Below are 25,553 nucleotides of genomic sequence, written 5' to 3'. Positions count from 1 at the left end.
CCGCGCTGCACAAGCAGCGTGCGACCGGCCGTCGCTTCAGCGAGGCGGAAAGCGGTCGAACAGTGACTGTTGCGATGCGACATGGAACCGACCCTAAACGAGCCAAAGACGGTATGTCAAGCGCTACGTCGCGCGGAATCGTTGGCACGATTCTTGGGAGAGCCGAACCAGCATATGGCCATCCAGACGTCTTTTCGGGTCAGCGCCGCCCTGCGCTTTCGCGCATCGGCGGGCCATGAATTGCCTCGTCATCCGCCGGGCAGATAGGCGATCCATTGCCGGACGATGGCCGCGAGAACGTCCCTCTTCGCGGCCACGTCGTCGGCATCACGAAAGGCGATCGAGGCCCGATCCGGGCCCAGCCAGCTCAACAGGCGCTGCGGATCGGCAATCGCGCCGACCGGCAAAGCGGCCTTCCGGGCGCCGAGGTGAAGAATCAGCAGCACGCCGTGCTTCGCACGTAGGTTCATCGTCGCGAAATGCTCGGCGACGTGGAAGCTCGGCGCATTCCATTTGATCTCCTCGCCGATCGAAGGGGCGATACCGAGCACCGCATCGCGCAGCGCAAGGATGGTGTGCTTGTGCGGATGATCGAGCGCGTCGAGGAATGCACTCACGCCGCCCGCGTCGGTCATCTTGTTCGCCTTGGCCATGAGATCTGCCTTCGCCGCCCCTTTCCATTCGCTAGCAGGGAACCGCGCGCAAGGCGGAACCCGCGGCTTCGAGACATGCATTCACGAGCGCTGTCGTCACCTGCGCGCGATTGAACACGATGTCGCCCAGAAGCGACGCCACGACGAGCATCCAGGCCGTGTAGGCGAAGCCGACGTAGTCGTTGAACACGATCGCATGCAGCCAGTCCTGGCCGAACAGATAGAACCCGCCGGTGATCGCGACGGCGCACAGCACGATCGCAGCCGGCAGCAGCAGTTGCAGCGTGGCCACGCGGCGGCGCCAGGCCAGCAGACCGATCGACGCGAACGCGAATGCATTGGTGCCGGTGAAGATGCGGACCTCGCGCAACAGGTTGCCGGCGACCGAGGCGTAGGCCGCTTCGATCCACGTCGTGAGGCGCTGCCGCATCTGTTCGAGACTGACGGCGCGCTCCTCGAAATTGCGCGTCAGCAATTGCGCGATGCGCCGGCGGCACTCGCATCCGGCATCCAGCATGTTGCCGACGACGTCGGCGATGCGCTGCGGCAGGTCCTTGCGGATCGCCTGCTCGACCGCCTCGGCATCCTTGCCCACCCGATCGAGGGTCCGACGTGCCAAGGCGCCGATCCTGGAATCGGACAGTTCACCGATGCGGTGGCCGACGCGGCGTTCGATTTCCCGTTGCAGCAGGGTTCTGGCCGAGCGCTCGACGAGGATCGGCTCGAGCAGGGTCAATGCAAATGCCAGGCCGGACAGCAGCGCACCGGCGAGGCCGACCGTCATCAGGAATCCCCGCATCTCGCCCTTCCCCACGACCTCTCCGACCGGGAGGCGCGGCGTCACGGTATATCAGACCGCAGCCTAGGCGACAGGCCGCGGCGCCGCGCTCAGCGCGAGGAAACGTACTTCTCGCGCCGGATGTGCGGCACCGGCAGGCCGGCTTCCTTCAGCATCGCGAAGGCTTCGTCGACCATATTCGGATTGCCGCACAGGTAGGCGATGTCGTGTTCCGCGTTGGGGCCGAGTTCGCCGAGCGCGACCTGCGCGCGGCCGTTGCGGTCGTGCGGACGCGGCACGGCGCGCGGCGTGCGGCTGAAGCAGGGGTGGAACGAGAAGCCGGGCACCTCGCGCGCGAAGGCCTCGAACTCCTCGCCGTAGAGCAGTTCCTGCTCGTTGCGCGCGCCGTAGACGAGCGCGAAGGTGCAGCCGCGCGAGGCGGTCAGCGCACGGATCTGCGGCAGCATCGCGCGATACGGCGTGACGCCGGTACCGGTCGCGACGAGCAGGTAGCGGCGGTTGGTGTCGGCGTCCATCAGGCAGAAGCGGCCGTACGGGCCGCTGGCCTCGATCGTGCCGCCCTCGTCGAGCTGCGAGAGCAGCGCCGTCGCGGCACCGCCCTCGACGTAGGACACCGCGATCTCGATGCGCTGCACCTGGCCGCTGCCGTCGCCGACCGTACCGACCGAATAGCTGCGCTTGGTCGGCTTGCCGTCGGCGTAGTGGAAGTGCACTTGCAGGAACTGTCCCGGCACGAACGCGAACGGCTGGCCGTCGGCGCGCTCGAAGGCCAGATGGCGGACGGACGGTGCGAGCATGTGGCTCGCGGCGAGGCGGAGCTGGAAGTGTTCCATCGATGCGGCGTGGAGCCGGTCGGCGACTGGCGAGCCCGATATACTAACAGGCTGCCGCGGCGGCTCCGCGCAAGAACGGCCCTGTCACCCGATGAATTCCGTCCCCGCGCTCGACGTGGTCGAGCTGAAGAAGACCTACGCCAACGGCGTCGAAGCGCTGAAAGGCATCTCGCTGACCGTGCAGCCGGGCGATTTCTTCGCCCTGCTCGGCCCGAACGGCGCCGGCAAGTCGACCCTGATCGGCATCCTCTCCTCGCTGGTCAACGCGACCGGCGGCGACGCGCGCGTGTTCGGCGTGTCGGTGCGCGAACAGCGCAGCGCGGCGATGCGCCTGATCGGCCTGGTGCCGCAGGAGCTCAACTTCAACCTGTTCGAGAAGCCGTTCGACATCTGCGTCAACTCGGCCGGCTTCTACGGCATCCCGCGCGGCGTCGCGGCCGAGCGCGCCGAGAAGTACCTCAAGCAGCTGGTGCTGTGGGAGAAGGCGTTCCAGCCGGCACGCGCGATGTCCGGCGGCATGAAACGGCGCCTGATGATCGCGCGCGCGATGATGAGCGAGCCGAAGCTGCTGATCCTCGACGAGCCGACCGCCGGCGTCGACATCGAGATCCGCCGCTCGATGTGGAAGTTCATCAGCGGCATCAACGCGGCTGGCACCACGGTGATCCTGACCACGCACTATCTCGAGGAAGCCGAGCAGCTCTGCCGCAACATCGCGATCATCGACCACGGCCGCATCATCGAGAACACCTCGATGAAGCAGCTGCTGTCCAAGCTCGACGTGGAGACCTTCGTGCTCGACCTCGCCGCCCCGGTCGCCGCGCTGCCGGACGTCGCCGGCGTCGCCCTGAGCCGCGTCGACGAGGTGACGATCGAGGCCGAGATGTCGCGCGAGCACGACCTCAACTCGCTGTTCGCGGCCCTGTCCGCGCACGGCGTGACGGTGCGCTCGATGCGCAACAAGGCGAACCGGCTGGAGGAGCTGTTCGTCCGACTGGTCGAACGCGGCCCTCAGGCCGCGTGAGGGGGAGGCAGGATGCCGACCGGGAACCGCTCCAGGGAAGGATGCTTGCGCGGAGCCACTCCGCTCCGATGCGTGAACGTCTTGGACCAGGAAACTTGAGATGCCCTCTTCCGCGAACCTGATCGCCTTCCACACCATCACGCGCCGCGAGGTGGTGCGCATCCTGCGCATCTGGATGCAGACCCTGCTGCCGTCGGCGATCACGATGACGCTGTACTTCGTGATCTTCGGACGCATGGTCGGCAGCCGCATCGGCGAAGTCGCGCCCGGCATCCAGTACATCGACTACATCGTGCCCGGGCTGATCATGATGGCGGTGATCACCAACAGCTACGGCAACATTTCCTCTTCGTTCTTCGGCGCCAAGTTCGGCCGCCACGTCGAGGAGATGCTGGCCTCGCCGATGCCGGCGTGGGTGATCCTGGCCGGCTACGTCACCGGCGCGCTGCTGCGCGGCCTGCTGGTCGCCGCGATCGTGCTGGCGATCTCGCTCTTCTTCACGCGCATCCACCTGTACCACCCGTGGATCACCCTGTCGACGGTGCTGCTGACGTCGATCGTGTTCTCGCTGGCCGGCTTCGCCAACGCGGTCTGGGCGAAGAAGTTCGACGACATCGCCCTGGTGCCGACCTTCGTGCTGGCGCCGCTGACCTATCTCGGCGGCGTGTTCTATTCGGTCGACGCGCTCGGCTCGCCGTGGCGGGAGATCTCGCACGCGAACCCGATCCTGTACATGGTCAACGCGTTCCGCTACGGCCTGCTCGGCATCAGCGACGTGTCGCTGGTCGCCTCGTTCGCGGTCATGATCGGCCTCGCCGTCGCGCTCGCCGCGATCGGCATGTTCCTGCTCCACCGCGGCGTCGGCCTGCGCAGCTGACGTGCGCGGCGTCATCGCGCCTGGGATTCGCTGCTTCCGCCACCGCCGCGCCGGTCTTCGGCAGTGTCTGCATCGCGCCGTTCGCGCGCCCGCATAGTCCCGTCGAAAAGATGCTGATGGAGCGTCCGCCGCCGGGGCCGCACTCGCGCTACACACTGATCGTCGACGGCCGTGAAATCGCCGGCGTCGACGGCAACGCACCACGCCGCATCGACGACGTGCGTGCCGATCGCGCCGTGCACGTACGCGTGCGCCTCGATGCGCGCGACGCCGAATCGTTCGCGATCGACCTGCGCGAATCGCCCGATCGCCGCGCCTGCCTGTGGTTGCGCAGCGGCTACTGGAACTGGCAGGTCGACTACGATCCGACGCCGACACGTGGCTGCGCGTGCGGATAGCGCCGCTAGTCGAGCCCGAAGAACGCCCGCGCGTTCGCCGTCGTCGACGCGGCCGTCGACGCGACGTCCTCGCCGCGCGCCGCGGCGACCGCGGCGCAGATGTGGGCGAGGTACATCGGCTCGTTGCGCCGGTGCGAGGGTTTGGGATGCAGGTCGCGCGGCAGCAGGTACGGCGCGTCGGTCTCGATCATCAGGCGATCGGCCGGGATCAGCTTGACCAGTTCGCGCAGGTGCAGGCCGCGGCGTTCGTCGCAGATCCAGCCGGTGATGCCGATCGACCAGCCGCGATCGAGGTAGGCGATCAGCTCCTCGCGCTCGCCGGTGAAGCAGTGCACGACGGCACGGGCGATGCGATCGCGCACCGCGTCGAGGCAGGCGAGGAAGTCCGCGTGCGCGTCGCGCTGGTGCAGGAACAACGGCTTGCCGCAGTCCACCGCGATCGCCAGCTGGCGCTCGAACGCGGCGATCTGCGCCGCGTGCGGCGAGTAGTTGCGGTGGTAGTCCAGCCCGGTCTCGCCGACCGCCTTGACCTCGGGCGATGCGACGAAATCGCGCAGCAGCTCGTCTGTGGCCTGATCGTATTCGTGCGCGTGGTGCGGGTGCACGCCGGCGGTCGCGTACAGGAAGCCGGGATGCGCGCGCGCCAGTTCGCGGGCGGCGCGGCTGCCGCCGGCGCTGGCGCCGGTGACGAGGAGGCGCTCGACGCCGTGTTCGCGCGCGCGTTCGAGCACCTTCTCGAAGTCGGGACGGAAGGATTCATGAGTAAGATTGGCGCCGATATCGATCAACTGCGGTTTCTCCCAACGTTTTCACCGAAATCCGACCGTCGCCGCCACGCCGGGGACGGTCGTCTGCTGTCGAGCACCACCCTCGAATCGCGGGCGATGCTTGCGCGTTTTGCCACAAGGAGCCTTCCATGAAGTACCACTTCCTCTCGCTGCTCGCCTTCGCCGCCAGCGCCGCCGCCGTGCCTGCTGCCGCCGGGACGCAAACTCTGCTGTCGCCGCAGGAGGTCGCTTTCCACGAGGCGGCGATGCACGCCCTGGCGACGTCGCGCGCGTCGGCCCCGGATTCGACCGGGACCGCCGGCGTGAAGGCGATGGGCGACCGGCCGCTTCCGGGAACTCCCGAGGCTAACCGTTTCCGCGCCTATCCGCCCAGCTGCGCCTCCTATCCGCTGCCGGACAAGGCCAGCGGTCCCACCCTGTTCACCGGCGTCGTCCCGCTCTACGCCTTGTCGGCGCAGGGCGCCTACATCGAGAACGTCTCCGTCACCGTATGGCGCGTAGCCTGCAGCAGTGGCCGCGTCGGTACGCCTTACGCTCCGAACGGCACGCCGAACGCCATCACGCTGATCCGCTTCGATCGCGCCGCCGACGTCGATCACAAGGCGACCGCCTACCCGACGCTGCCGTTCGTCCAGGTGTCGCAGGGCAACATCAGCTTCGACGACTCCGTCAAGAGCCACCCGCGCATGACGGACGAACCGAACACCGTCGCCGCCAACGTTCTCTACGGCGCGGCGATGATCGACAGCACGACGTACGTGCTGGAGAACTTCCCGGGCGCCAATTCCAGCTACTTCTTCTTCAACCAGGCGTTCAAGCTGCGCATCAACCCGTTCCTGCAGAACGTCGCGCCGACCAATGCCGACATTCCGGCGTATGCGCCGACGCAGGAGACCTACCCCGACGCGTTCGCGGGGATGCCGATCACCGGCTATTTCGCCACCTCCTGGTTCGACCCGGCCCACAGCGGCGAAGGCATGCTGATCGACATCTATCCCCAGGCGGACGGAGCGCGGTCGATGTTCGCCGCCTGGTACACGTTCAACCAGGAAGGAACGCCGTTCTGGATCATCGGCCAGGGCGCCTTTCAGGCCGGCGCCAAGTCGATCACCCTGCAGGCGGCGTATCAGACCGGCGGCGGCTTCGCCGGCGGCTTCGACACCGCCGACCTCACGCTGCACGACTGGGGAACCCTGGAAGTCGATTTCCCCAGCTGCGACACGATGCGCTTCACCTTCGACGGCCAGGCCGACGATCAGACCGGCGCGCCGGGCGGCAGCGGCGCGCGCGAATGGAAGCGCATCGCGGACGTGAACGGTCTGACCTGCGAATGAGGCGTGCGCCTGCGGATGCGCGAGAGGCGCATCCGCAGGCGCGGATATCGCCGAGTTCATCGACGGGTTTGCGATTTCCATACGAACAAAAAGCTATTCTGTGGCGGAACCGACGTCGCACCTGAACGGTTCACTGCGAATTCATCGCGTTCCAACCATGCTCGCTCGCATTCACTGATGGGGATTCACCGATGAAAAATTCAATCCGCTTGACGCTCGCGCTCGCCGCCGGCGTCATCGCTCTCCCGGCGCTCGCCGACGAGGCGCGCACGCTGTCGTCCGAAGCGATCGCGACGCATCAGGCCTCGGTGGCCAAGATCCACGGCGACCTCGCCCGTCTGAAGGCGACCCGGACCACCACGGTGGAAAGCTCCGTTGCACAGGAAAAAGCCGGCACCAAGAGCCAGTACCCGGGCGTGCCGGCGCCGAACGCGTACCGCGCCTATCCGCCGAGCTGCGCCGCCGACCCGCTGCCGGACCAGCCGATGGGTCCGACCATCAGCAAGCGCGTGAACCTGTACGCCAGGAACGACTCCGGCCAGGCGCGCCTCGAGCCGGTCACCATCACGATCTGGCGCATTGCCTGCAGCAGCGCGGGCCGTGTCACGCCGTACAACGACGACGGCGGCAAGAACGCGATGACCCTGCTGCGCATCGACCGCGACAGCACCAACAGCGACTACTACCCGACCTTCCCGCAGCTGCTGATCAGCCAGGCGCCGAACAACTACACCAATCCGGAAAGCATCGTGCGCGCGGCGGTCGAGCCGAACACGGTGATCTCCGAGGCGTGGTACGACTCGCCGGTGCTCACCAGCACGACCTACGTCCTGGAAAGCTATCCGTTCGGCGACAAGTACATCCACTACTACGCGTACAACTTCTTCCTGCTGGTCAACCCCAATACCGGCAACGACAGCGACATGGTCGAGTTCGAGGTGCCCGGCTACCAGCCGACCCAGGCCAGCTATCCCGACGCCTTCGCCCCGCTGCCGATCGACGGCTATTTCGCCACCACCTGGCTCGACCCGGCGCACTCCGGCGAAGGCATGCAGACGCAGGTCTACAACAATCCGGACGGCAAGCGCACCTTCTTCGCCAGCTGGTACACCTACGATCCGCTCGGCATGCCGTTCTGGCTCGCCGCCCAGGGCAATTTCAACCCCGGCGACGCCTCGGTCACCACCAACGTCACGTATCAGACGGACGGTGGCTTCGCCGGCGACTTCCTCGGCACGCTCAAGGTGCACAACTGGGGCACGATCACCTTCTCCTTCCCCAACTGCGACCAGATGCACTTCACCTACAACGGCCAAACCGACGCGCAGACCAACGGTCCGGGCGGCGTCGGCACGCGCGACTGGCGACGGATCGCCGACGTGAACGGCATGAACTGCGAATAAGCCGCACCGGCTCCGCGTTCGAAGATCCCGCCCTCAAGGCGGGATCTTTTTTTGTGCCGGCGACGGCGCCGCTGAGCGACAATCCGCCGTCGCTTCCCTCGCCCGCACGCCTCTTGTCCTTTCCGATCGACACCCTGCTGCCGCGCATCCTGACCACGCTGCGCGAGCACCCACGGCTGGTACTCGAGGCGCCGCCCGGCGCCGGCAAGACCACGCGCGTGCCGCCGGCGCTGCTCGCGCAAGACTGGCTCGGCGGACGCACGATCCTGATGCTAGAACCGCGCCGCATCGCCGCGCGCGCGGCGGCCGAGTTCATGGCCGCGCAGCGCGGCGAAGCGGTCGGCGCGACGGTCGGCTACCGCATCCGCTTCGAGTCGAAGACGTCAGCGGCGACGCGCATCGTCGTGGTCACCGAAGGCATCCTGACGCGGATGATCCAGGACGATCCCGAACTCGCCGGCGTCGGCGCGATCCTGTTCGACGAATTCCACGAGCGCCACCTGCACGGCGACCTCGGCGCCGCGCTCGCGCTCGACGTGCAGGCGAACCTGCGCCCGGACCTGCGCCTGGTGGTGATGTCGGCGACGCTCGACGGCGAGCGCGTCGCACGCTGGTTCGACGCGCCGCAGCTGGCGAGCGAAGGCCGCAGTTTTCCGGTGCGCCTCGCGCATCCGCCCGCGCGCGCCGGCGAGGCGTTTCCCGAGCGTGGCTGGCCGTTCCATCTGCGCCGTGCGGTGGAGCAGGCGCTGGCCGAAAACGAGGGCGACGTGCTCGCGTTTCTGCCCGGCCGCCGCGAGATCGAGCAGGCGCGCGCGGCGCTGTCCTCCGGCGACGGGCGCCACGAGGTCGAGGCGGTCGCCTTGCACGGCGAACTGTCGCTCGCCGATCAGCACGCGGCGCTGGCGCCGGCCGCACCCGGCACGCGCCGCGTCGTGCTGGCGACCAACGTCGCCGAATCGAGCCTGACCCTGCCCGGCGTGCGCGCGGTGGTCGATCTCGGCCTCGCACGCGAACCGCGCTTCGATCCGAACTCCGGCTTCACGCGGCTCGACACGGTCGCCGTCGCGCAAGCCTCGGCCGATCAGCGCGCCGGCCGCGCCGGCCGCCTCGGTCCCGGCGCCTGCTACCGGTTGTGGCCTCAGAGCCGCCGCCTGGAGGCCGCGCGCCGACCGGAAATCGCGCAGGTGGAGTTGTCGCAGCTGGCGCTCGAACTCGCCGCCTGGGGTTCGGACGCGCTGCGCTGGCTCGATCCGCCGCCGTCCGGCGCGTTGGCGCAGGCACGCGACCTGCTGCGCGCGCTCGGCGCGCTCGACGGCGACGACCGCATCACTGGTTTCGGCCGCCGCCTGCTCGCGCTCGGCGCGCAGCCGCGTCTCGGCGCCGCCGTGCTGCGCACCGCGACGACGCGCGAACGCGCGCTCGCCTGCGACCTGGCCGCGCTGATCGAGGCGCGCAATCCGCTGCGCGGCGAAGCGATGCGCAACGACGACTTCCGCCTGCGCGCGAGCGCGTTGCACGCGTGGCGCGCGCGCCGCGGCGCCGGCGCGCGCGAACTCGGTGCCGACCCCGCTGCGCTTTCCGCGATCGCGCAGGCGGCGGAGGCCTGGAAGCGGCGCGCGAATGCAGGTTCCGCCGATCCGATTCGCGCCGAGCGAGAAGACGCCGGCGACGGCCGCGCCTTCGCCGAAGGCACCGCGGCCGGAGACGTCCTGATTCACGCGTTCCCGGATCGCGTCGCGCGCCAGGATCCGAACGATCCGCGCCGCTACCAGCTCGCCAACGGCCGCGGCGCGCGGCTCGGCGAAGCGAGCGCGCTGTACGGCGAGCCGTGGCTGGTGGTCGTCGACTTGCGTTTCGAAGCACGCGACAGCTTGATCTACGCGGCGGCGCCGTTCGATCCGCAGCGGCTCGAACGCGATTTCCCGCAGCGCTACGCGCGCGCACGGCGCGTGCGCTGGAACCGCGACACGCGCGCGGTCGAGGCGTTCGAGGAACGCCGTTTCGACGCGATCGTGCTCGAGCGCCGTGCCGTACCGGCCACGCCCGAAGACGCCGTGCCCGCCCTGCTCGCGGCGATCCGCGAACTCGGCCTCGACGCGCTGCCGTGGAGCGAACCTGCGCGCGAGCTGCGCCTGCGCGTGCAATCGCTGCGGGCATGGTCGCCCGAACTCGGCCTGCCGGACTTTTCCGACACGGCCCTGCTGCGCGACCTGGAGCGGTGGCTCGCGCCGTACCTCGACGGTAAGCGCCGCCTCGACGCCTTGCAGGCCACCGAACTCTCGCAGGCGCTGGCCGCGCAGCTCGACTACGAACAGCGCCGCGCACTCGACGCGCAGGCGCCGACCGCGATCACCGTGCCGAGCGGCCTCGAACGCCGCATCGCGTACGCGGCCGACGCGGCGCCCGTGCTCAGCGTGAAGCTGCAGGAGTTGTTCGGCCTCGCCGACACCCCGCGCATCGCCGGCGGCCGCGTGCCGTTGACCTTGCATCTGCTCTCGCCGGGCGGCAAGCCCGTGCAGGTCACGCAGGACCTGAAGAGCTTCTGGGAACGCACCTATCCGGAAGTGAAGAAGGAATTGAAGGGCCGCTATCCGAAGCATCCCTGGCCCGACGATCCGTGGACGGCGACGCCGACGCATCGCGCCAAGCCGCGGCAATGACGTGCGCCCGGCGGCGTCAGCTCTCTCGCTCGCGGGAAAGCCGCGCCGCGGGCGTGCGCGGAGGACGACGAAGCGCAACGCTCGGCCAGCGATCATCGCGCCGTCGCGCCGAGCCGCAGCGATGAACGCGCGATGAAGTGCGCTGCGCGACCCCGCGCGCAAGGCCACGGAACCAAGGCACCATCCGCGGGTCCGAACACCGATGTTTCCAGCCGAGCCCGCCGATGAGCAACCCGCAACGCGTACTTCCCTGGATGCTCGCCTTCCTGTTCGCGGTCGGCCTGCTCGCCGCGCTGCTGGCGACCCGGCTCGGCGCGATCTTCGCCGCCAATCCGTTCTTCAACAGCGTGATCCTCGCCGTGCTCGCCACGGGTGTCATCGTCAATCTGCGGCAGATCTTCGTGCTGTCGCGCGAAGTGAGCTGGATCGAGACGTTCAAGCGCTCGAGCCCCGATCAGCGCGCCCCCGGCAAGCCGCGCCTGCTCGCACCGATGGCGCGCATGCTCGACGGCCGCGAACGCGGGCGCGCCGCGTTGTCGGCGCCGTCGATGCGCACGATCCTCGACAGCGTGCAGTTGCGCCTGGAGGAGTCGCGCGACCTGTCGCGCTACCTGATCGGCCTCGCGATCTTCCTCGGCCTGCTCGGCACCTTCTGGGGCCTGCTGGTCACGATCCGCTCGGTGTCCGACATCATCGGCACGCTCAATGTCGGCAACGACGCGGTCACGATGTTCGGCGCGCTGAAGGAAAACCTGAAGGAGCCGCTCGGCGGCATGTCGACCAGCTTCTCGACCTCGCTGTTCGGCCTAGCCAGCTCGCTGGTGATCGGCTTCCTCGACCTGCAGGCCGGTCACGCGCAGAACCGCTTCTACAACGAAGTCGAGGAATGGCTGTCGGGCATGACGCGGCTGTCGTCCGGATCGAGCTTCGAAGCCGACGCGTCGGTGCCGGCCTACGTGCAGGCCCTGCTCGAACAGACCGCCGATGGCCTGGACCGCATGCAGCGCGCGATCGTCGAAGCCGAGCGCGAACGCCACGGCACCAACCAGCAGCTCGGCGAACTCGGCGCGCAGCTCGGCCGCCTCGCCGACCTGCTCGGCCGCGACGCGCGCGAGCGCCACGCCGCCGCCGAGACGCAGGACGAATTGAAGAACGTGCTGCGCCAGCTCGCCGCGCAGAACCAGGCTCCGGCGAGCCTGTCCGACGAGCTGCGCGGCGAACTGCGCCTGCTCTCGCGCACGATCGCCGCCGCACTCGACGGCCAGCGTCCGCGCTCGCCGCCCGCCTCTCCCGAGCGCATGGTCGCCGAGCGCGAGCCGCGCCGATGAGCAGTCTCATCCGGCGGCGCCGTGCGTTCGACATCTGGCCCGGCTTCGTCGACGCGCTGACCTCGCTGATCATGGTCATGATCTTCGTGCTGCTGATCTTCGCGATCGGCCAGTTCGTGCTCAGCGACACCCTGGCCGGCAAGAACCGCGCGCTCGACGCGCTGAACGCGAAGGTCGCCGAACTGGCGAAGACGCTGTCCTTGTCGGAGGAGCAGAAACTCGCGCTCGACGCGCGCGCCAAGGAACTCGCCGCCTCGCTCGGCACGATCAGCGGCGAACGCGACGCGGCGACCAGCGAAGCGGCCAAGCTCAACGCCGACATCGCCGCACTCACCGCGCTGAAGCAGCAGCTCGAAGCGCAGGTCGCGAGCATGGCCGCGCAACTGGACTCCTCCAAGCAGGACCTGGTCAAGCAGACCGACCTGACCTCCGCCGCCAGCGCACAGGTGGAATTGCTCAATCGCCAGCTCGCCGCGCTGAACGAGCAGCTCGGCAAGATCCAGGCCGCGCTCGACATCGCGAACAAGGACGTCGAGGCGAAGGACGCGAAGATCGCCGACCTCGGCAAGCAGCTCAATGTCGCGCTCGCCAACCGCGTCGGCGAACTGGAACGCTATCGCTCGGAATTCTTCGGCAAGCTGCGCGCCGCGCTCGGCGAGCGCGGCGACGTGCGCATCGTCGGCGACCGCTTCGTGCTGCCGACCGACATCCTGTTCGACTCCGGCTCGGCCGATCTCGGCGAAGAGGCGCAGGATCGCCTGGCGACGCTGGCGCAGACCGTCAAGGAAGTCGCCGCCGAAATTCCGTCCGGCATCGACTGGGTGCTGCGCATCGACGGCCACACCGACAAGCGCCCGATCAACACGCCGCGCTTCCCGTCGAACTGGGAGCTGTCCAGCGCCCGCGCGGTGGCGATCGTGAAGTACCTCGTCGTGCAGGGCATCCCCGCGCATCGCGTGTCGGCGAACGGCTTCGGCTCGTTCCAGCCGCTCGACAACGCCGATACGCCGGAAGCGTACGCGAAGAACCGGCGCATCGAGATCCAGCTCACCAATCGCTGACGCACGCGCTGTACGTAGCGAATCGGCCCCGCATCCACCATCGGTGGTTTCCCCAGTCGTACCGCGGTGCGCGGCGAACGCGCACTTCACGTATCGGACCGGAAGCCGTGGTACTTCGCCACCGTAGCGTCCAAGGAGATTCGAGCATGCGTCATTCCATGATCCTCGGCGGCAGCCTGCTGCTCTGCTTCGCCTGCGTCGCGGCACAGGCGAAGCGGCACGTCGTCGAATCGGCTCAAGGCGTAGTCGCCCTGCATTGCGCCGCCGGCGACACCGTCGAGATCAACGCCGCCGGCGCCCAGGCGACGATCACCGGCACCTGCGCCGCCGTGCACGTGAACGGCGCGGACAACGACGTGCGCGTCGAGAGCGTCGGCGAGGTTTCCATCGACGGCTCCGGCAACGCGGTCCAATGGCAGCGCTCCATCGACGGCCGCGCACCGCTCGTGACGCGCATGAACGGCGCCGGCAGTTTCCTGCGCCAGAACGCCGCGATGTCCTTGGGCACGCAAGCCGCGCCTGCCGTCGCGGCGTCCTCCTCCGTCGCGAGCGACGCCGACCCGGCGCCGCGCCGCAGCGGCGGCAGCCCGCAGATGACCGGCAGCGACCAGAGCTTCGAGTACGACTGCGCCGGCGACGACGTCGTCAACCTGACCGGCTCGGGCAACCGCATCGACCTGCGTGGCGACTGCGACACCGTGAATGTGTACGGCTCCGACAACACGGTGCACGCCGAGGCCTTGGGAATCATCAATGTCACCGGCGTCGGCAACCAAGTGTTCTGGAGCCGGGGCGCGCAGCCGCGATTGAATCAGACCGGATCAGGCAATCGGTTGGCGAAGAAGCCGTAGCGTCGGCATCCGTGAAGCGACCAAGGCGCCAATCCGACGGAGGACGCGCCGTGCGGAAGGTCCGAAGCCAGCAACCTCGGCCGCATTGAAGCGAGCATGCGGAAAAGGAAACCGCCGACGCGTGCGCGCCGAAGCGTCCTGCCTCGGCACCGTTGAAGCCGCACGCATCGACCGATCGCCTGGCGAGACTCCAGCCTCAGCGCGGCGCCGCCGCCACTTCGCGCTGACTCACCACCACACTGCCGAGAATCAGCGCACCGGCGACCAGCATCGTCCAGGTCGGCTGCTCGCCGAGCAGCAGCCAGGCCCAGCCGACGCCGAACAGCGGCACGAGGTAGGTGTTGGTCGACGCGCGCGAGGCGCTGACGCGCTGGATCAGCTGGAAGAACAGCGCGTAGGCGATGCCGGTGCAGAGCACGCCGAGCGCGCCGGCGGCGAGCCAGGATTTCAGCGGCGGCGAGGTTTCCGGCCAGGTGAAGAACGCGAGGGGCGCGAGCATCACGGCGGAGCAGCTCAGCGTGCCGGCGACCGCGGCCGACGGCGGGATGCCGGCGAGCCAGTGCTTGGTGAAGTTCACCGCGAAGCCGTAGCACACCGAGGCCAGCGTGCCGGCGAGCGCCGCTGCGCCGATGCTCTCGCCTTCGATCTTGCCGCTGGCGAGCACGACCACGCCGAGGAAGCCGGTGACCAGGGCGATCGCGCGCCGCGTGCCGATGCGATCGCCGTAGATGAAGAACGCGACCAGCGCGGTGAACAGCACCGTCGTGCTGTTGGCGATCGCGCCGATGCCGGCCGGCGCGCGCGCGGCGGCCCAGGCGAACAGCGAGAACGGAATCGCCGAGTTCAGCGCACCGATCATCGCGAAACGGCGCCAGTGGGCGGCAGTGATCAGCCGCCGCGCGCGCCACAGGAACGGCAGCAGCACCAGCGCGCCGAGCACGATGCGCACTTCCACCAGCGCGAACGCGCCGAAGTCCTTCGCGGCGACGCGCATGAACAGGAACGAGCCGCCCCAGATCGCGCCGAGCAGGGTCAGTTCCAGCGGCGTGCGCCAGTCGACGGAAGGGGCAGTCGCATCGCCAACGGTCGGATCGGCCATCGTTCGCTCGCTCGAAGGAATCGGGACGGAAGCTGCGCTCAGACTTCGGCCTTGAATGTCCGGCCGAGGCGCTCGCCCCCGGCGACATAGTGGCGGAAAACGTAAAGCAAAGGGTCGAAGCGCGTCGGATCGACGTGATCGCTGCCGGGCACGACGACGTCGGCGTGCGCGTGCACGGCGACGACCTCGGTCTCGACGACCGCGAAATGCCCGGCGTCCGCGCGCCACGCGGCGAGGTCGCGGCGGCGGACCTCGACCACCCGCGCCTCCAGCTGCAGGGGACATTCGGCGATGCGCGGCGGCTTCACCTGCGTCGAGGCGCAGGGCGTCAGTCCGGCGGCGGCGAACTTGTCCGGCACATGGCGGTAGCCGACCTCGCTTTTCCAGGCCGGCACCGGGTCGCGGCCGGTGGCCCGCGCGATCGCCTCGATCGCGGACCACAAGGCCGGCGCGGCGACGTTCAGCACGGCCTCCCGCTCGCGTTCGAGGTTCGCCAATCCCTGGCCGCCGCCGGTCAGGCCGAGCACGACGCGGTCGGCCAGCGCCCAGGCGGACGACATCGGCGTGATGTTCGTGCCGCCGTCGGGATTGCGGCTGGTGATCAGCAGCACCGGCGTGCCGAAATAGAGGATGCTCGGACGGATGCGGATGGACGGCGGAGGCGAGGTCATGCGGCGATTGTCGGGCGCTGCGGACGGCGCCGCTTCGTCGCGCGACGAAGCGTGCGCCGGCGGACCGCGCTAGGCTGCGTCCATGTCGTCCGCGAGTCCGCTCACGCAGTTCCAGCTCGCCGAGCTCGGCGGCCTCTTCGTCGATCCGGCGCGCGCGGCGATCCTGCTCGCGCTGATCGACGGCAGCGCGCGGCCGGCGACCGAACTCGCGACGCTCGCCGGCGTCGCCGCACCGACTGCGAGCGAACACCTGCGCAAGCTCGTCGAAGGCGGGCTGCTCACGGTGCTCGCGCAGGGCCGCCATCGCTACTACCGGCTCGCCGGCGACGAGGTCGCGCACCTGCTCGAGACCCTGGTCGTGCTGCGCTCCGGCCCGCGCCAGGCGACGCGCGTCGCGCAGGCGGAACCGGCGCTGGCGTACGCGCGCACCTGCTACGGCCACCTCGCCGGCCGCCTCGGCGTGGCGCTGTTCGAGCGTCTGCGCGATGCGCGCGACGTGCAGCTGGAAGCCGATTCGCTGAGCCTGACGCGGCAAGGCGCCGCGCGCCTGCGCGAAGTCGGCCTGCTCGGCGCCGACGAGGATCTGGAGCGGCTGCGCGGACGTAGCTGCCTGGACTGGACCGAGCGGCGTTTCCATCTCGCCGGCGCGCTCGGCTGCGAACTGACGCGGCGCCTGCTGGAACGGCGCTGGCTGCGCCGCGTCGAGGGATCGCGTTCGCTGGCGCTGAGCGCGACCGGCCGCGCCGGCCTGCGTGCGCTGCGGATCGACCTTCGCACGCCGCCGCACTGAAGCGCGGCTCAGACCCTTCCGCAGCGCAGGTGGAAGTCCCAGCGCACCTCGCGCAGGCTCGATGGATCGCCCCACGCGACGAGCAGGTCGGGTTCGATCAACGTCACCGGATCGACGCCGTGTGCCTTGAGATAGCCCTGCGTGCCGGACCACGAACGCAGATACGCGAGGAACTGCGCGGCGTTCCAGCGCATCACCATCTCGAACGCCGGCGCTGCGATCGGCTCGAACGGGAACGGCAGGTCGCGATAGCCGTTCTCGACGTGCACGCGCTCGGGCTGCCAGTACGGACCGGTCAGGTCGACGTAGAGGCGCTGCTTGACCGCATCGACGGCGGTGTCGACGCGGCAGTCGGCATAGGTCCAGGCGGCGAACACGCCGCGCGGCTTCAGCACGCGGCGGACCTCGGCGTGGAAGCGCGGCAGGTCGAACCAGTGCATCGCCTGCGCGACGGTGACGAGGTCGGCGCCGGCGTCGGCGAGGCTGCATCGCTCGGCCGGCTCGACGCGGTAGTCGATGTTCGGCCGAGCCTCGGCATTGGCGATCTGCTGCGCGCTCGGGTCGCTGGCGTGCACGCGCGCGAAACGCGCGGCCAAGGCGGTGCTCGCCTGGCCGTTGCCGCAGCCGACGTCCCAGACCAGATCGCGCGCCGGGGCCTGTGCAGCCAGCCAGTCGAACAGCGCCGCCGGATAGGTGGGGCGCGCGGCCTGGTAGACCTCGGAATGGCCGGAGAACAAATCCTTGAACGTCATCGGCACATGCGACCATTCACGATCGGCAAAATCAAGAGCGGCCGTCCATGACCGCACTTTTCGGCAATTCCCGATCTCAGGCGAGCTGACGCGACTGGCCCGGAAGCAGGTCGCCGAGTTCGTGGTCGCCGATGCGTTCGCGAATCAGGCGCAGCGTCGGCAGCCCGACCGCCGCGGTCATGCGGCGCACCTGGCGGTTGCGGCCTTCGCGAAGCGTCAGCCGCAGCCAGGCATCCGGCACACTCTTGCGGAAGCGTACCGGCGGATCGCGCGGCCAAAGCCACTGCGGCGGCGCGGCCAGCGCCTCCGCCCCGGCCGGGCGCGTGCGGCCGTCGTTGAGCTCGACACCGCGGCGCAGCGCTTCCAGCGCCGCTTCCGTCGGTGTGCCTTCGACCTGCACCAGATAGGTCTTGGCGAGCTTGTGGTGCGGATCGGTCAGCCGATGCGCCAGCGCACCGTCGTCGGTCAGCACGAGCAGGCCTTCGCTGTCGTAGTCCAGCCGTCCGGCCGGATAGACGTCCGTTTCACGCACAAACTCGGCCAGCGTGCGCCGAGGCGGCGTGCTGCGGTCGGTGAACTGGCACAGCACGCCGTACGGCTTGTTGAGCAGGACCAGCACGGCGCGCCGGATCAGTTCCGCTCGTCGAGCAGACCGTAGCTGCGCAGCAGCGCGTCCGGCTTCGGCTCGCGCCCGCGGAACTCGACGAAGCTCTCCAGCGCCGGTCGAGAGCCGCCGACGGCGAGGATCGACTTGCGATACGCCTCACCGGTGGCGCGGTCGAATACGCCGGCCTGCTCGAAGCGCTCGAACGCGTCGGCCGACAGCACCTCCGCCCACAGATAGCTGTAGTAGCCGGCCGCGTAGCCACCCGCGAAGATGTGCGTGAACGCGTGCGGGAAGCGCTGCCATTCCGGCGGCCGGATCACGGCGACTTCCTCGCGCACCTCGCGCAGGATCTCCAGCGCGCGCGCGCCGCGCGCGGGATCGAATTCGCGGTGGATGCGGAAGTCGAACAGGCCGAATTCGAGCTGGCGCACGAGGAACATGCCGGCCTGGAAGTGCCGCGCCGCCTGCATGCGCGCGAACAGCTCGTCGGGCAGTTTCTCGCCGGTCTGCCAATGGCGCGCGAACAGGTCGAGCGCCTCGCGCTGCCAGCCGAAGTTCTCCATGAACTGGCTCGGCAGCTCGACCGCATCCCATTCCACGCCGCTGATGCCGGCAACGCCGGGATAGTCGACCTCGGTCAGCAGGTGATGCAGGCCGTGGCCGAACTCGTGGAACAGGGTCAGCACGTCGTCGTGGGTCAGCAGCGACGGCGTTTCCCTGGTCGGCGGCGCGAAGTTGCAGGTCAGGAAAGCGACCGGCAGCTGCGTGCCGCCGTCGTCGGCGCGCACGAAGCGGTTCACGCATACGTCCATCCACGCGCCGCCGCGCTTGCCGCTGCGCGCGTACAGGTCCACGTAGGCGCCGGCGAAGACACGGCCGGTCGCGTCGAGCAGATCGTAGTAGCGCACGTCCGGATGCCAGACGTCGACGTCCTCGCGCACGCGCAGAGAAACGCCGAACACGCGCCGCACGATCTCGAAGAAGCCGTCGAGGACGGCGTCGAGCGCGAAGTACGGCTTCAGCTCTTCCTCGTTCAGCGCGTACTTCTTCTCGCGCAGCTTCTCGGCGGCGTAGCCGACGTCCCACGGCTGCAGGTCGGCGATGCCGAGTTCGTCCGCGGCGAACGCGCGCAACTCGGCCAGCTCGCGCATCGCGACCGGCTTGGCGCGCGCGGCGAGGTCGTACAGGAACGCGAATACGGTTTCCGGCGACGGCGCCATATTGGTCGTCAGCGATTCCTCGGAGGCGTCGCGGAAGCCGAGCAGCTGCGCGGCCTCGTGGCGCAGGGCGAGGATCTTCTCGATGCGCGCGGAGTTGTCGAACGTGCCGGCGGTCGGCCCCTGGTCCGACGCGCGCGTCTGGTAGGCCGTGTAGACGCGCTCGCGCAGGGCGCGGTCGTCGGCGTAGGTCAGCACCGCCTGCACGCTCGGCTGCTTCAGCGTGACCCGCCAGCCGTCCTGTTGCTTCTCCTCCGCGTAAGCGCGCAGCACGGCGCGGCCGGAGGCGGGGATGCCGGCCAGCTGCGCCTCGTCGCTCAGCGTCTCGCTCCAGGCGTCGGTCGCATCGAGCACGGCCTCCTCGAACTCGGTGGCGAGCCTGGCCAGCTCGTTCTCGATCTCGCGGAAGCGCGAGCGCGCCGGCTCTTCCAGCGCGACGCCGGCGAGCTTGAAGTCGCGCAGTTCGTGCTCGACCAGGGTGCGCGCGGCGCGCGGCAGGCCCTTCGTCGCCGGCGCGTCGTCGACCGCCTTCACCGCCGCATACAGCGCGCGGTTCTGGCCGAGTTCGCTGGCGTGCTCGACGATCTTCTCCTGCGCCGCCGCATAGGCCTTGCGCAGCGCCTCGCTGTCGGCGACGCCGTGCAGATGAGATACCGGCGCCCAGGCGCGGTTGAGGCGGTCCTCGAGCTCCTCGCCGAGCAGCACGACGCCGGCGAAGTCGCGCGGCGCGTCGGAGGCGAGCAACGCGTCGATGCGCGTGCGGTAGTCGGCGAGCAGCGCGTCGATCGCGGGCTCGACGTGTTCGGGGCGGATGGCGGAAAAGCGCGGCAGGCCGTGCGCCGCGAGCAGGGGGTTGGCGTGATCCATGAGAAGAAGGCGTGCGGAACGAACCGCCAACGTGGCGCACGGCGGCGGCGAAATCAAGCGCGCCGCCGCGTTCGACCGCTCAGGCGGCGACGCCCCAGAGCCGGCGCGCTTCCTCGACGATCACGTCGGGGCGCTCTTCCGGCCAGAACAGCCGGGCGCCCTGGAGCCGCCGCACGCCGCGCGAGGCGCCGAAGCTTCGGGCGAGGTAGTCCGGACTATCGGCCGAGAAGATCGTGTCGGCGGTGCCCCAGACGATCCGCGTCGGAATCGTGCTGCGCTTCAATGCCGACTGGATGCCGAGCAACGGGTTGTGCTCGAGCGCGATCGCATAGGCGTGCATCAGCGCCTTGCGCTGCGGCGTGGCCAGGATCGGCGCGAAGTAGGTTTCGATCGCCTCGTCGGTCGGATGCGCCGGATCGGCATAGCACATGCCGCCGATGCCGTGCGGCGAACGCGCGAGCGCCGTGTCGGCCCGCCACGGCGCCAGCCATTCGTCGCAGTAGCGCCCGGCCTTGGACAGCTCGATCACCGGCGCCAGCGCGGCCGGCGGACTGTCGATCTCGGTGTCGCCGTTGGTCAGCAGCAGCGTGCGCACGCGCTCGGGATGACGCGCGACCAGCAGCTGCGCCACCTGGCTGCCGCTGTCGTTGGCGACCAGGTCGACCGCGCCGATCTTCAAGGCGTCGAGCAGCGCGATCAGCATCGCCGCCTGGGCCTGCGGACCGACGTCCTGGCCCGCAGCCGCCTCGGTATGCCCGAGCGACAGGAAATCCGGCGCGATGCAACGGCGATGGCGGGCGAGCCGCGGCAACGCGCCGCGCCACTGGAAGCCGTTCAACGGGAAGCCGTGCAGGAACAGCGCAGCAGCACCCTCGCCGCGCTCGACGTAGGCGATGTGGCCGAACGCGGTGCGCACGAAGCGGCGCGCGGCGGCGAACGCCGCCGCGTCGAGCGGTGCCTCCGCGGCCGTCGCCGCCTGCGAACCGAACGAAGCGGCGGCGCCGGCCGCGACGCCGGCGGCAGCCAGAGCGAGAAAACGTCGACGATGCATGGACGAATCCTGATGCGGGAAAGGTGCGGCGATGCTCCGCCCCGCCGCATCGACCGGCAATGACGCGGCGGGTCATCGCGCCATGACCTCCGAGGTCATCGCCTGGCGTCCGCTGCCGTGGCAGGCGCGCATGGCTGCGGCGGGAACGGACGGCTATGCTCGACGCGTTTTCCTTCCGGCGCCGCCCTCGATGTCCATGCCCCAGATCGGCGTATTGCTGCGCGAATGGCGCGCGGCGCGGCGCCTCAGCCAGCTCGATCTCGCGCTCGAAGCCGGTCTGTCGAGCCGGCACCTGAGCTACGTCGAGACCGGCAAGTCGCAGCCGAGCCGCGAAGCGGTCGCGCGTCTCGCCGACGCGCTCGAACTGCCGCTGCGCGAGCGCAACGAGCTGCTGGTCGCGGCCGGCTATGCGCCGCAGTACGCCGAACGTTCGCTCGACCAGCCGGCGCTGGCGCAGATCCGCCGCGCGATCGACCTGCTGCTCGCGCAGCAGGAACCGTACCCGGCGTTCCTGATCGACCGGCGCTGGAACATCCTCGGCGCCAACCGCGCCGCGCTGCGCGTCAACCGCTTCCTGCTCGACGGCCGCGACAGTCCGCATCGGAACATGCTGCGGCATTTCTTCGATCCGGCCGACTTGCGCGGTGCGGTGGCGAACTGGAACGAGGTCGCCGGCTCGCTGATGCGCCATCTGCACGCCACCGTGCGCGCCGCACCGGCCGACGCCGCCGCACGCGCCCTGCTGGAGGAAGTGCTCGCCTATCCGGACGTGCCGGCGCACTGGCGCCATCGCGACCTCGACACCGCGCCGGCGCCGCTGCTCGGCGTGGTGTTCCGCAAGCACGGCCGCGAGCTGCGCTTCTTCTCCACCATCACCACCTTCGCCACGCCACGCGACGTCACGCTGGACGAAATGCGCATCGAGAGCTGCTTCGCCGAAGACGAGGCGACCGCGGCGCTGTGTCGCGAACTCGCGTCGTCGGATCCCTGAGCGTCACGCCTGCTACGCTTGGGCGCCGACTCCGCCCCCTCGTCGATGAACATCCGACCGTACGACCATCTTCTTCCGCGCATCGGCGCGAACGCCTACGTCGATCCGAGCGCGGTCGTGATCGGCGACGTCGAGATCGGCGAGGACGCCTCGTTCTGGCCCTGCGCGGTGGCGCGCGGCGACGTGCACCGCATCCGCATCGGCGCGCGCACCAACGTGCAGGACGGTGCCGTGCTGCACGTCACCCACGACGGACCGTACACGCCGGGCGGCTTCCCGCTGCTCGTCGGCGCCGACGTCACCATCGGCCACGGCGCGATCCTGCACGCCTGCACGGTCGGCGACGCCTGCCTGATCGGCATGCACGCCACCGTGCTCGACGGCGCCGTCGTGCAGCGCCACGCGATGATCGGCGCCGGCGCGCTGGTGCCGCCCGGCAAGATCGTCGGCGAAGGCGAGCTGTGGATCGGCAATCCGGCGCGTTGCGTGCGCCAGCTGTCGACGGAAGAGATCGACAAGCTGTACTACTCCGCGCGGCAGTACGTGAAGCTGAAGAACCGGTACCTGGCGCAGTCCGCCTAGCCGGAAGACCTGCCCCGCAGGCGATACACCGCGCTGGTCAGCGCGCTGAGGCCTTCCGCGACGAAGCGCGGCTCCTCGGCCAATACGTCGCGGCGTTCCAAGCGCTCGACGTTCCAGCGCGGCTCGTACAGCGCGCGCACCTCGTCTTCCTCGACCGAGAACGGCGGCCCCTTCTTCTGCGGCTGCGGATATTCCAGCGTGATCAGCAGTCCGCGGCAGCCCGGCGGCAGGCGCGCGTAGAGCTCGCCGACGTAGCGGGCGCGCGTCGCCGGCGGCAGCGCGATCAGCGCGGCGCGGTCGTACACGCCGGTGCAGTCGGCCAGCGCCGCTTCGTCGAGCGCGAACGCGTCGCCCTGGATCAGCTCGATCGGACCTGCGAGGTGGTGCCGGCCGTAGCGCGAGTGGTGGATCGCCGGCGTCAGCTCGTTCTCGGCGAAGAACTGCTCGACCGCCAGCGCCGAGAGTTCGATGCCGAGCACGCGATGCCCTCGCGCGGCGAGCCAAAGCAGGTCCAGCGACTTGCCGGCCAGCGGCACGAATACACGGCTGCCGCGCGGCAGCTCGAGCGTGCTCCAGTAGCGTTCCAGCGACGGCGTCGTGCGCGTCTGGTGGAAACCGATCTGGTTCTCGCGCCAGCGTTGCAGCCAGAACTCCGCTTCCATCGTCATCTCCTGAATCAGGTGGGCCGGGTGGCCTGCTCGAGCGCGTTCAACGTCGCCAGCGCTTGTGCGCGGTCGGCGCCGCACATCGTCGGCGACGGCCGCAGGTTGCGGCACACCGCCGGTCGCTCGGGTCGACCGAAGATCGCGCAGGCATTGTCGTCGGTCAGCTGTGCGCAGCGCACGCCGGCCGGCTTGCCGTTCGGCATGCCGGGAATCGGCGAGGAAATCGACGGCGCGATGCAGCAGGCGCCGCAGTGCGGGCGGCAGTCCATGCGTCAGCCTTCGCGCAGCGCGGCGTACACGGCCGCCGTCTCCGGACGCGTGCCGTGCCAGACGGCGAAGGATTCGGCCGCCTGCTCGACCAGCATGCCGAGGCCGTCGCTGGCGCGGCTCGCGCCGGCTCGGCGCGCCGCATCGAGGAAGGCCTGCGCGGCCTTGCCGTAGGACAGGTCGTAGCACAACGCATCCGCGTCGAGCAGCGAACGCGGCAGCGCCGCCGACGTGCCGGCGTGGCCGGCGGCGGTCGCGTTGACGACGAGATCGAAACGGCCGAGCGCTTCCAGCTCATCCAACGCCACGGCACGCGCGGCGTCGCCGATCGCCTGCGCGAGCTCGGCGGCGCGGTCGAACGTGCGATTGGCGATCGCCAGTTCGCTCGCGCCGGCGTCGGCGAACGCGAACGCGGCGGCGCGCGCGGCGCCGCCGGCGCCGAGCAGCAGCACGCGGCGACCGCACGAGTCGAATCCGTGGCGTTCGCGCAAGTCGCGCAGCAGTCCGGCGCCGTCGGTGCTGTCGCCGTGCCAGCCGTCGCCGACGCGGATCAGCGTATTGACGCTGCCGGCACGACGCGCCCGCTCGCTCAGGTCGGCGCACAGCACGAGCGCGTCCTGCTTCAGCGGCAACGTGACGTTCGCGCCGCGACCGCCGTCGCGCGCGAACGCGGCGACGCGTGCGGCGAATCCGTCACGACCGGCCTCGATCGCACGGTAGTCGAGCGCGATGCCGAGCTGCGCACCGAAGGCGGCATGGATGCGCGGCGACAGCGAATGCGCGATCGGCTGGCCGAAGACGGCGTAGCGGCCGATCGAGGTCACGGCTGCGCCGGTATCGAGGCGGCCATCGCGCAAGCTCCGGCCCGTACGCGAGCGCTGGTGCGGCTGGCGAAGCATCGGCTCCCGGCGTTCGCCGGGACATCGGACCAGCGATGGACTCGCCGTTTCATCTCAAGCGTTTTCACGCAACCAGCGCGCGGCATCCAGCGCGAAGTAGGTCAGGATCGCATCGGCGCCGGCGCGGCGGATGCCGGTCAGCGCTTCGAGCACGCAGGCGCGCTCGTTGAGCCAGCCGTTCTGGAACGCGGCCTTCAGCATCGCGTACTCGCCGCTGACCTGGTAGGCGAACGTCGGCACGCCGAAACGCTCCTTGGCGCGGCGCACGACGTCCAGGTACGGCATAGCCGGCTTGACCATGATCATGTCGGCGCCTTCGTCGAGGTCGAGCGCGATCTCGCGCAGCGCCTCGTCGCTGTTGGCCGGGTCCATCTGGTAGGTGTACTTGTTGCCCTTGCCGAGATTTCCGGCCGAGCCGACCGCGTCGCGGAACGGGCCGTAGAACGCCGAGGCGTACTTGGCCGAATAGGCGAGGATGCGCGTGTGGACGTGGCCGCCGGCTTCGAGCGCGGCGCGGATCGCGCCGATGCGGCCGTCCATCATGTCCGACGGCGCGACCATGTCGGCGCCGGCTTCGGCGTGCGAGACGGCCTGCTTCACCAGCGCCTCGACGGTGGGATCGTTGACGACGTAGCCCGATTCGTCGATCAGGCCGTCCTGGCCGTGCGTGGTGAACGGGTCGAGCGCGACGTCGGTGATCACACCGAGTTCGGGGAAGTCCTTCTTCAGCGCACGCACGGCGCGCTGCGCCAGACCGTCCGCGTTCCAGGCCTCGCGCGCGTCGAGCGACTTCGCCTCGGGCGGAGTGACCGGGAACAGTGCCAGCGCGGGCACGCCGAGCTGCTGCGCGTCCGCGGCGATGCGCAGCAGGCGGTCGATCGAGACGCGCTCGACGCCCGGCATCGACGGCACCGGCTCGGCCACGTCGCGTCCTTCGCGCACGAAGACCGGCAGGATCAGGTCGGAGGCGTTCAGGTCGGTCTCGCGCATCAGCGCGCGCGAGAACGCGTCGCGGCGCATGCGGCGCGGGCGGGTGTTCGGATAGGCCATGAGCTGCGTACCGTCGGCGAAGCGAGGCGCGCATTG

Annotated in this window: 26 protein-coding genes; 12 read left to right on the top strand and 14 right to left on the bottom strand. The window is 69.7% G+C overall.

Annotated elements, in window-relative coordinates:
• Positions 1–248: 248 nt before the first annotated feature.
• From J7520_RS02550 to J7520_RS02540, 3 genes are all read right to left on the bottom strand, one after another.
• The gene (locus J7520_RS02550) at positions 249–653 is read right to left on the bottom strand and encodes a DUF1801 domain-containing protein (RefSeq protein ID WP_291183487.1); all 405 of its coding nucleotides are present in this window, start codon (positions 651–653) and stop codon (positions 249–251) included.
• 31 nt (positions 654–684) lie between these two features.
• Positions 685–1,452, bottom strand: coding sequence for a hypothetical protein (locus tag J7520_RS02545; protein ID WP_291183484.1), 768 nt, complete (start codon positions 1,450–1,452; stop codon positions 685–687).
• 89 nt (positions 1,453–1,541) lie between these two features.
• Positions 1,542–2,285 carry an FAD-binding oxidoreductase gene (locus J7520_RS02540; protein WP_291183480.1) on the bottom strand — a complete coding sequence of 248 codons (744 nt, stop codon included), beginning with the start codon at positions 2,283–2,285 and terminating at the stop codon, positions 1,542–1,544.
• A 91-nt stretch (positions 2,286–2,376) separates the two neighbouring features.
• On the opposite strand from J7520_RS02540, the gene J7520_RS02535 reads away from it, so the two are divergent.
• From J7520_RS02535 to J7520_RS02525, 3 genes are all read left to right on the top strand, one after another.
• The gene (locus J7520_RS02535; RefSeq protein ID WP_291183478.1) at positions 2,377–3,309 is read left to right on the top strand and encodes an ABC transporter ATP-binding protein; all 933 of its coding nucleotides are present in this window, start codon (positions 2,377–2,379) and stop codon (positions 3,307–3,309) included.
• A gap of 100 nt (positions 3,310–3,409) precedes the next feature.
• Positions 3,410–4,186, top strand: a complete 777-nt coding sequence (locus J7520_RS02530) for an ABC transporter permease (RefSeq protein WP_291183475.1) — start codon at positions 3,410–3,412, stop codon at positions 4,184–4,186.
• A gap of 116 nt (positions 4,187–4,302) precedes the next feature.
• Positions 4,303–4,584 (top strand): hypothetical protein, encoded by a 282-nt coding sequence (locus tag J7520_RS02525; protein ID WP_291183472.1) that lies wholly within the window; start codon positions 4,303–4,305, stop codon positions 4,582–4,584.
• Positions 4,585–4,589: 5 nt separating this feature from the next.
• On the opposite strand, the gene J7520_RS02520 is transcribed toward J7520_RS02525, so the two are convergent.
• Positions 4,590–5,372 (bottom strand): TatD family hydrolase, encoded by a 783-nt coding sequence (locus tag J7520_RS02520; RefSeq protein WP_291183469.1) that lies wholly within the window; start codon positions 5,370–5,372, stop codon positions 4,590–4,592.
• A 128-nt stretch (positions 5,373–5,500) separates the two neighbouring features.
• On the opposite strand from J7520_RS02520, the gene J7520_RS02515 reads away from it, so the two are divergent.
• The 6 genes from J7520_RS02515 (at position 5,501) to J7520_RS02490 (ending at position 14,009) form a co-directional block, all read left to right on the top strand.
• Positions 5,501–6,706 carry a hypothetical protein gene (locus J7520_RS02515; protein WP_291183466.1) on the top strand — a complete coding sequence of 402 codons (1,206 nt, stop codon included), beginning with the start codon at positions 5,501–5,503 and terminating at the stop codon, positions 6,704–6,706.
• A 191-nt stretch (positions 6,707–6,897) separates the two neighbouring features.
• Positions 6,898–8,109: a hypothetical protein gene (locus J7520_RS02510; protein WP_291183463.1), complete on the top strand. Its 1,212-nt coding sequence runs from the start codon at positions 6,898–6,900 to the stop codon at positions 8,107–8,109.
• A 113-nt stretch (positions 8,110–8,222) separates the two neighbouring features.
• Complete coding sequence (gene hrpB, locus J7520_RS02505; protein ID WP_291183460.1) at positions 8,223–10,769, top strand: ATP-dependent helicase HrpB; 2,547 nt, start codon at positions 8,223–8,225, stop codon at positions 10,767–10,769.
• Between the two features lie 224 nt (positions 10,770–10,993).
• Entirely contained in the window at positions 10,994–12,097 is a 1,104-nt protein-coding gene (locus J7520_RS02500; RefSeq protein ID WP_291183457.1) for a MotA/TolQ/ExbB proton channel family protein, read from the top strand.
• Positions 12,094–13,158 (top strand): peptidoglycan -binding protein, encoded by a 1,065-nt coding sequence (locus J7520_RS02495; RefSeq protein WP_291183454.1) that lies wholly within the window; start codon positions 12,094–12,096, stop codon positions 13,156–13,158. The genes J7520_RS02500 and J7520_RS02495 overlap by 4 nt, the downstream gene beginning before the upstream one ends.
• 146 nt (positions 13,159–13,304) lie before the next feature.
• Positions 13,305–14,009, top strand: a complete 705-nt coding sequence (locus J7520_RS02490; protein ID WP_291183452.1) for a DUF3060 domain-containing protein — start codon at positions 13,305–13,307, stop codon at positions 14,007–14,009.
• A gap of 196 nt (positions 14,010–14,205) precedes the next feature.
• Here the strand turns inward: J7520_RS02490 and J7520_RS02485 are convergent, their stop codons facing one another.
• Positions 14,206–15,108, bottom strand: a complete 903-nt coding sequence (locus J7520_RS02485) for a DMT family transporter (protein ID WP_291183449.1) — start codon at positions 15,106–15,108, stop codon at positions 14,206–14,208.
• A gap of 38 nt (positions 15,109–15,146) precedes the next feature.
• Complete coding sequence (locus J7520_RS02480) at positions 15,147–15,779, bottom strand: flavin reductase (RefSeq protein WP_291183446.1); 633 nt, start codon at positions 15,777–15,779, stop codon at positions 15,147–15,149.
• Positions 15,780–15,861: 82 nt separating this feature from the next.
• Between J7520_RS02480 and J7520_RS02475 the strand changes: the two genes are divergently transcribed.
• Positions 15,862–16,569: a winged helix-turn-helix domain-containing protein gene (locus J7520_RS02475; protein WP_291183444.1), complete on the top strand. Its 708-nt coding sequence runs from the start codon at positions 15,862–15,864 to the stop codon at positions 16,567–16,569.
• A gap of 8 nt (positions 16,570–16,577) precedes the next feature.
• On the opposite strand, the gene J7520_RS02470 is transcribed toward J7520_RS02475, so the two are convergent.
• The 4 genes from J7520_RS02470 to J7520_RS02455 form a co-directional block, all read right to left on the bottom strand.
• Complete coding sequence (locus J7520_RS02470) at positions 16,578–17,321, bottom strand: class I SAM-dependent methyltransferase (protein ID WP_291183441.1); 744 nt, start codon at positions 17,319–17,321, stop codon at positions 16,578–16,580.
• Between the two features lie 76 nt (positions 17,322–17,397).
• Positions 17,398–17,940 carry a pseudouridine synthase gene (locus tag J7520_RS02465; protein WP_291183438.1) on the bottom strand — a complete coding sequence of 181 codons (543 nt, stop codon included), beginning with the start codon at positions 17,938–17,940 and terminating at the stop codon, positions 17,398–17,400.
• Between the two features lie 11 nt (positions 17,941–17,951).
• Positions 17,952–20,012: a M3 family metallopeptidase gene (locus J7520_RS02460; protein WP_291183435.1), complete on the bottom strand. Its 2,061-nt coding sequence runs from the start codon at positions 20,010–20,012 to the stop codon at positions 17,952–17,954.
• A 79-nt stretch (positions 20,013–20,091) separates the two neighbouring features.
• Entirely contained in the window at positions 20,092–21,063 is a 972-nt protein-coding gene (locus J7520_RS02455) for an alpha/beta hydrolase (protein ID WP_291183432.1), read from the bottom strand.
• A 190-nt stretch (positions 21,064–21,253) separates the two neighbouring features.
• Between J7520_RS02455 and J7520_RS02450 the strand changes: the two genes are divergently transcribed.
• Both J7520_RS02450 and J7520_RS02445 read left to right on the top strand, forming a co-directional pair.
• Positions 21,254–22,054 carry a helix-turn-helix transcriptional regulator gene (locus J7520_RS02450; protein WP_291183429.1) on the top strand — a complete coding sequence of 267 codons (801 nt, stop codon included), beginning with the start codon at positions 21,254–21,256 and terminating at the stop codon, positions 22,052–22,054.
• 45 nt (positions 22,055–22,099) lie between these two features.
• Positions 22,100–22,636 (top strand): gamma carbonic anhydrase family protein, encoded by a 537-nt coding sequence (locus J7520_RS02445; RefSeq protein WP_291183425.1) that lies wholly within the window; start codon positions 22,100–22,102, stop codon positions 22,634–22,636.
• Here J7520_RS02445 and J7520_RS02440 read toward each other — a convergent pair.
• From J7520_RS02440 to hemB, 4 genes are all read right to left on the bottom strand, one after another.
• A complete protein-coding gene (locus J7520_RS02440) occupies positions 22,633–23,298 on the bottom strand; it encodes a thiopurine S-methyltransferase (RefSeq protein ID WP_291183422.1) in 666 nt (221 codons plus the stop codon). The two genes, J7520_RS02445 and J7520_RS02440, sit on opposite strands and share 4 nt — an antisense overlap.
• 14 nt (positions 23,299–23,312) lie before the next feature.
• The gene (locus J7520_RS02435) at positions 23,313–23,570 is read right to left on the bottom strand and encodes a YkgJ family cysteine cluster protein (RefSeq protein WP_291183419.1); all 258 of its coding nucleotides are present in this window, start codon (positions 23,568–23,570) and stop codon (positions 23,313–23,315) included.
• A gap of 3 nt (positions 23,571–23,573) precedes the next feature.
• The gene (gene aroE, locus J7520_RS02430; RefSeq protein ID WP_291184882.1) at positions 23,574–24,383 is read right to left on the bottom strand and encodes a shikimate dehydrogenase; all 810 of its coding nucleotides are present in this window, start codon (positions 24,381–24,383) and stop codon (positions 23,574–23,576) included.
• Between the two features lie 138 nt (positions 24,384–24,521).
• Complete coding sequence (gene hemB / locus J7520_RS02425) at positions 24,522–25,517, bottom strand: porphobilinogen synthase (protein ID WP_291183416.1); 996 nt, start codon at positions 25,515–25,517, stop codon at positions 24,522–24,524.
• Positions 25,518–25,553: the final 36 nt, after the last annotated feature.

This window comes from Dokdonella sp. (assembly GCF_017744955.1).
GTDB lineage: Bacteria > Pseudomonadota > Gammaproteobacteria > Xanthomonadales > Rhodanobacteraceae > Dokdonella_A.
The sequence above is the reverse complement of the archived record's forward strand: the minus strand, read 5'-3'. Positions and strand labels throughout refer to the sequence as shown.

Bases quoted from the DNA above. Each gene is read 5' to 3' on its own strand.
- J7520_RS02550 (WP_291183487.1), bottom strand. From the start codon at position 653: ATGGCCAAGGCGAACAAGATGACCGACGCGGGCGGCGTGAGTGCATTC.
- J7520_RS02545 (WP_291183484.1), bottom strand. From the start codon at position 1,452: ATGCGGGGATTCCTGATGACGGTCGGCCTCGCCGGTGCGCTGCTGTCC.
- J7520_RS02540 (WP_291183480.1), bottom strand. From the start codon at position 2,285: ATGGAACACTTCCAGCTCCGCCTCGCCGCGAGCCACATGCTCGCACCG.
- J7520_RS02535 (WP_291183478.1), top strand. From the start codon at position 2,377: ATGAATTCCGTCCCCGCGCTCGACGTGGTCGAGCTGAAGAAGACCTAC.
- J7520_RS02530 (WP_291183475.1), top strand. From the start codon at position 3,410: ATGCCCTCTTCCGCGAACCTGATCGCCTTCCACACCATCACGCGCCGC.
- J7520_RS02525 (WP_291183472.1), top strand. From the start codon at position 4,303: ATGGAGCGTCCGCCGCCGGGGCCGCACTCGCGCTACACACTGATCGTC.
- J7520_RS02515 (WP_291183466.1), top strand. From the start codon at position 5,501: ATGAAGTACCACTTCCTCTCGCTGCTCGCCTTCGCCGCCAGCGCCGCC.
- J7520_RS02510 (WP_291183463.1), top strand. From the start codon at position 6,898: ATGAAAAATTCAATCCGCTTGACGCTCGCGCTCGCCGCCGGCGTCATC.
- J7520_RS02500 (WP_291183457.1), top strand. From the start codon at position 10,994: ATGAGCAACCCGCAACGCGTACTTCCCTGGATGCTCGCCTTCCTGTTC.
- J7520_RS02495 (WP_291183454.1), top strand. From the start codon at position 12,094: ATGAGCAGTCTCATCCGGCGGCGCCGTGCGTTCGACATCTGGCCCGGC.
- J7520_RS02490 (WP_291183452.1), top strand. From the start codon at position 13,305: ATGCGTCATTCCATGATCCTCGGCGGCAGCCTGCTGCTCTGCTTCGCC.
- J7520_RS02485 (WP_291183449.1), bottom strand. From the start codon at position 15,108: ATGGCCGATCCGACCGTTGGCGATGCGACTGCCCCTTCCGTCGACTGG.
- J7520_RS02480 (WP_291183446.1), bottom strand. From the start codon at position 15,779: ATGACCTCGCCTCCGCCGTCCATCCGCATCCGTCCGAGCATCCTCTAT.
- J7520_RS02475 (WP_291183444.1), top strand. From the start codon at position 15,862: ATGTCGTCCGCGAGTCCGCTCACGCAGTTCCAGCTCGCCGAGCTCGGC.
- J7520_RS02470 (WP_291183441.1), bottom strand. From the start codon at position 17,321: ATGACGTTCAAGGATTTGTTCTCCGGCCATTCCGAGGTCTACCAGGCC.
- J7520_RS02460 (WP_291183435.1), bottom strand. From the start codon at position 20,012: ATGGATCACGCCAACCCCCTGCTCGCGGCGCACGGCCTGCCGCGCTTT.
- J7520_RS02455 (WP_291183432.1), bottom strand. From the start codon at position 21,063: ATGCATCGTCGACGTTTTCTCGCTCTGGCTGCCGCCGGCGTCGCGGCC.
- J7520_RS02450 (WP_291183429.1), top strand. From the start codon at position 21,254: ATGTCCATGCCCCAGATCGGCGTATTGCTGCGCGAATGGCGCGCGGCG.
- J7520_RS02445 (WP_291183425.1), top strand. From the start codon at position 22,100: ATGAACATCCGACCGTACGACCATCTTCTTCCGCGCATCGGCGCGAAC.
- J7520_RS02440 (WP_291183422.1), bottom strand. From the start codon at position 23,298: ATGGAAGCGGAGTTCTGGCTGCAACGCTGGCGCGAGAACCAGATCGGT.
- J7520_RS02435 (WP_291183419.1), bottom strand. From the start codon at position 23,570: ATGGACTGCCGCCCGCACTGCGGCGCCTGCTGCATCGCGCCGTCGATT.
- hemB (WP_291183416.1), bottom strand. From the start codon at position 25,517: ATGGCCTATCCGAACACCCGCCCGCGCCGCATGCGCCGCGACGCGTTC.